This is a genomic window from Arthrobacter sp. H35-D1 (genome assembly GCF_030063185.1).
In the GTDB taxonomy this organism is placed as follows: domain Bacteria; phylum Actinomycetota; class Actinomycetes; order Actinomycetales; family Micrococcaceae; genus Specibacter.
Genome location: NZ_JASISP010000050.1, coordinates 1 through 4,869 on the forward strand (window position 1 = coordinate 1; position 4,869 = coordinate 4,869).

Below are 4,869 nucleotides of genomic sequence, written 5' to 3' on the forward strand. Positions count from 1 at the left end.
CCTCTTCAATTCAGTCACCGACCAATAACGGCCAATCGGATGCATTCCGGTTGATATCCATCATGACGAAACAAACATGCAGACGGAACACTATTTTCTGACAGTCCCAACTACACTTTAGGATAGGGTTATATTTGGGCCACCCACACGCATCCCAAGCAAATGTCACGGCGTGGCGGGAGATCACTGCAATGGCCGATGTCGCGCACGGGCTCGTCCCGTTCGGCGGTTGAAGTAGATGGGCTAGAGGACCACTGTCCGGAAAAGTCACGCTGTGCCAGTGACGGCCAAATAGCGGGGCTCCGCCGAAGCTACCGCTACGCAGGGCACCCGCGCCATGTCCTTTGAAAAAACTCGAATAGATCTGTCCCTAAAAGCCACTGCCACGACTGGGGAAGTCTTCCAACCGCGCCAGATCGACGATTCAGACGATTCGGACGATTCGGAGCGAATGGTCGCCAACCCCCGCCAAAGCCAAGGTGGACCAAGCCGTTGCAACTCCTAAGAAGCGGCGGGTGAGGTCGCCGCGCAAGTACGTGCTGGTGAATTGGAGATGAACACTCCGCCATCCAGGGAGCAAGTTTTCACGCTCATCAGTGGGAATCTCAATCGACTCAGGGCCTTTATCCCGGCCGGCAAGTCCTGAATTTGACGCCGAGACGAAACTGATCAACCACGGAACCCGTCTGACCGCCTACAAACCCGCCAGTTCCATCGACCCTGGACTGCTCATCCGCCGTCTATCGACCCTAGGATGTCAGGACTTTAGTTTTGATCTCATCACCCAGGGAAAGCTAGGCGTACCAGATCAATGACGACGGCCACGAAAGCGCTCCCGGAGACACTCGACATGGGGACAGTCGTTGGGCAAATTTAGAGCACGAGCAAATGAATGGTCCAAAAAAAGACTGGACTATATGAATGATGCGGCGTAGCTTTACTGTCAGGAAAGAATTAACGTGACAGGCATCACGCCAGCAGGGCTCGAAGCGGAGCCTCCCATCCCCTCACAACTTAGGGATGCCGAGTTTGCAGGCTGTACGCGCCGGAGCCCCCAACCGAAGGGTTTCAACGTGATCTCCACGCGGAGTCCCGTAAGCACCTCTTGTTTGATCCTACTTTCGCAACACTATCCATTTGAGAAAACTGTGGAAACCTTCACAGCAACACTCGGCCAGACCTGATCCATTCACAAGATGGTAGGCGTCCTAGCAGAGCGGGGTACGGAGAATCTTAGTCTGACCATGACTTCGATGGCGCAAACTCTGAAACCCGCCCGCCTCCGATATCCACAATCGTGAACGCCGGCATAGGTGCCCACCTCTTGCTCGCAGGATCCCTGGTCCACATGAAGGCAGCTGCAGAGCACACATTCAAGGTCGGCCACCAAACCCTCGCATATGCAAACTCTTCACTTTTCTACACCGCGGTAATAAATGCTGCGGAATGCGCCGCACACTGCAGGGCAGTGTTACATTGCACCATTTTGACTTACCAATAGAAATATTGTGATTCCACCATAGTCACTTTAGAAATTCAAAAGTTCGTCATATGTCTAACAACAGATGATTTTACATTATTTACAGGAGATCCTAATGAGTGAAAAACGTCCGCCTGGAGACGACCACCTGAAAAGGTCGATCGACTGGAAACAGGGAATGGCCATTGCGCTGGGTGTGCCCTTGCTGATTCTGCCGTCTTTGGGGTATCTCCCGATGTATGTGTCGTCTGCAGCGATTCTGATCTGGGGACTATCGGTCCTTCAGGGATTCATGCAAAACACTGCGTACGCTGAAATGGCCACTACCTTTCCTAAGGTCTCCGGTGTGCCGGGTTTTGCCCAGCATATATATGCGGAAAACCACCAACGCCGGTTCAATAAAGGCAAACTACTTGGTGGCTTCACCGCTTGGAGCTACTGGTTTGGCTGGAACCCAATACTGGCGATTTTTTCCATCTTGGTTGGTGGTTACCTTCATGGGCTGTTTCCGGTGCTGGGCGAGACCTTTACCCAGTATCAGCTGTCGTTGATGGCAGGTGGCATTATTTTCACGGGATTGTTTGTGGTGAATTGGTTTGGTCTCAAGGACGGAGCCACTCTGGGTTACATCTTGGCGGCTATATCTTTGATTCCGTTGGTTATACTGGCCGTTGCCCCTTTTGCTACCGGACACGTCGATCTATCCAATATCACCGGCAACTGGTGGCCGAGTGATTGGGCATGGGATCTGCATCACATTCTGATTCTCTTTGGCGTCTTGGGGATTGCGCATTGGAGTGCCTGTGCTTGGGAAACGGCAGCGATGTACGGTCCAGAGTACAAAAACCCGTCCAAAGATGCCCCCAAAGCACTATTTGCCTGCGGAGTCATCTGCTTTTTCTTGTTTGTTTTGCTGCAATCTTCAGTGATCGGTGTGCTGGGCGTTGAGGGAGTACTGGCCGAACCTGTGTCGCCTCTGATTCCGGTTGCCGAGGCGGCCTTTGGCAAGGCCGGATCCATGATCACCATTATCCTGTTGATGGCCGCCATGGTCCTCATCATTCAAACGGCCTATCTGGGCTCTTCCCGAGCGATGCACTCCATGTCCCGAGAAGGCAACCTCCCTAAGGTATTGGGTCAAACAAACCGCCACGGGACTCCTTTTGTTGCCTTGCTGGTCATCGCAGCCTTCAACCTGGCACTGATTTCCATGGGAGACGCCTCGGCAGTTCTTGGGGCCTCAGCGATTGGCTACACCATAGCCCATGGTCTCACTCTGTTCGCCTATGCCAAATCCAAAAAGGACCCGGCCTTTGCTAATCTAGAACGGCCTTTCAAGGGTCCAAAGGGCTGGGGGAAAGTCGGCTTGTTCTTTGGTCTGTTCAATGTGCCTCTTTGCGTTATCGGTGTGGTCTACCTCAACGGTCAGGAAATCGGTTGGGCGCCCACTTGGGTGGCCTTTGGCGTGCTGGGGAGCTACTTGCCCATCTGGCTGTATTCCCAGCATGAATGGAGACGCGCGAAAAGCAAAGAGGCCACTGCTCTCCCTCCAGATCACGATGCCGCAGAACTGGAACCTATTTCATCGTAGGCGGGATCTTCAGTAAACTAGCCCGAGGTATGTCACGGATCTGTGGCGTCTGTTAGTTCCTTTTTGATCAGGCAACAGCGGGAAGTGACCGTTATTTGGCCATGAAGGTTGCCATTGCTGTTGCCAGCGACTCCGCTGGATTGGAGGAAATCATTTCTCGGTGCATCATGTACCCACTTCATGGGACTTATGTCGAGTTCCATTGTAATTGTTGATCCGGAATTCGGGTTAGCAGCGACAACGCCGAGGCCCGGCGGGGATTCGATTCCCAGTTGGTCCGGTTTTCAGGCTATTCGCGTTTCGTGGTGGATACCGGCCGCTGAGATGAATTCATGACACGGTCCGGGCGGTACTTCTTAGCCGGATACGTGATTGATAGTTGGTTGGGTTGGGCGAACCCGCGGGCAATCCTTTTAATGTTTTTGATCATCGTGTTGGCGGCCTCGACTTTCGCTGTCGTCACGCGGGTGGCCAGCAGTGTTTGGATCTCTGGCCACCACTTGGTCACGGTCTTTTGCAGCCGGTCAGTTTCCTTCATGGCAGCAGCCTTGACTTGGCGTTCAAAGAAGGCTTTTCGGTCTTCCACGCTGGCCGGATTGCTCTCTGAGAGCATCAGGCGCAGGGCTTCCTTCACACCCCAAGCAGCCACGAGGTCCTTACTTGGATCAGCCGTGGCGAAGACGTCATCGAGGCGTTTCTTGCCTGCGCCGCAAGAGCGTGTCGTAGCCGCGCAGCAGCAATTGTCGGTGGGCCCATGCTTTGTCTGTTTTCAGGCCGCGGCGCCCGTTCTGTTCCCGGGAGACCCGTTGACGAACTTGGGTGAGCATGTCGTTGGCCAAAAGCACCATGTGGAAGTGATCGACGCTGACAGCAGCGTCGGGCAGGTTCTCGCGCAGGGCCTCGCGGAACGCCGCCGAAGGGTCGATGCCGACGGTCTCAATGCAGCAAAGCCAGGTGGTGGGACCTGCTTTGAGCCAGGCCCCCACGCCACGGCTGTCGCGGCCGTCCACGATGCCCAATACTTGCCCTGTGTCGACGTCCACGATCGTTGACATCCAGGGCTCGTACCGGGTCCATTTCTTGCTGAGCTGGTCTTGGAGCCAGCGCACGGATCGGTAGCGGTGTTCGTCTATCCCGAGCCGTGTGGGCTCCAGTAAGTCCACGGACGGCAGCGCCGCGGCGGCAGCGAGCACGACCGTGTTGACCAGCCACCAAGAGACCTTGAACGCGGCCGCGACCTCGGATGCGGCCCGGCCAGAGTCGATGACGGCATCCTTGAGGGTTTCCTTCAACCGCGTCGTGGAACGGGCAAACCGGGGACCTGCTGGGTCGATTCGCAAAAACGTTTTCCGGGCACAGAGAACCTCGTCACAAAAGAGCCATCGCTTGGCCCACATGAGCCTCACGTGCCCGGCGACGAGAATGTCCCGAACCCGTTGGGTCCGAAGCGAATGGACCCGAGACGCCAGGACGACACAGCCTGGGCAAGCTGTCGGGGAGTCCAAGGCAACCGTGACAACACGGATACCGGCGGCATCGTCATTGCTGGCGGAGATGACCTGATGATCAGGCAGGTTGAAGAGGGTCGTGACCGCATCCGGGCACGACTGGGTAGGCTGGATCAAGGCTCGTGGTCCTGACACGAAAATTAGGTGAGTGGGCGTGGTGGGCTGGTTGCGAGGTGCGTTTCGGTGTGGCCTGTTGGGGCTGCTTCAGTGATGGAGACGTGGTAGCCGAGGGCTTCGAGTTGGCCGATGGCGCGGGCCCGGGCCTTGGCCGGGTCGCGCCGGGTGAAGTA

Annotated in this window: 3 protein-coding genes and 1 pseudogene; 1 reads left to right on the forward strand and 3 read right to left on the reverse strand. The window is 55.8% G+C overall.

The genetic code is table 11. The annotated features are described in order from the left end of the window. The first annotated feature begins 1,595 nt into the window (after positions 1 to 1,595). Positions 1,596 to 3,071 carry an APC family permease gene (locus tag QMG25_RS20070; protein WP_283462863.1) on the forward strand — a complete coding sequence of 492 codons (1,476 nt, stop codon included), beginning with the start codon at positions 1,596 to 1,598 and terminating at the stop codon, positions 3,069 to 3,071. Between the two features lie 289 nt (positions 3,072 to 3,360). Here QMG25_RS20070 and QMG25_RS20075 read toward each other — a convergent pair whose 3' ends face one another. The 3 genes and pseudogenes from QMG25_RS20075 to QMG25_RS20085 all read right to left on the reverse strand — a co-directional run. Next, positions 3,361 to 3,720, reverse strand: coding sequence for a transposase (locus QMG25_RS20075; RefSeq protein WP_283462865.1), 360 nt, complete (start codon positions 3,718 to 3,720; stop codon positions 3,361 to 3,363). Between the two features lie 34 nt (positions 3,721 to 3,754). Next, the gene (locus QMG25_RS20080; protein ID WP_283462867.1) at positions 3,755 to 4,411 is read right to left on the reverse strand and encodes a transposase; all 657 of its coding nucleotides are present in this window, start codon (positions 4,409 to 4,411) and stop codon (positions 3,755 to 3,757) included. An 84-nt stretch (positions 4,412 to 4,495) separates the two neighbouring features. Beyond that, a pseudogene (locus tag QMG25_RS20085) lies at positions 4,496 to 4,714 on the reverse strand (ISL3 family transposase); the annotation flags it as partial. Positions 4,715 to 4,869: the final 155 nt, after the last annotated feature.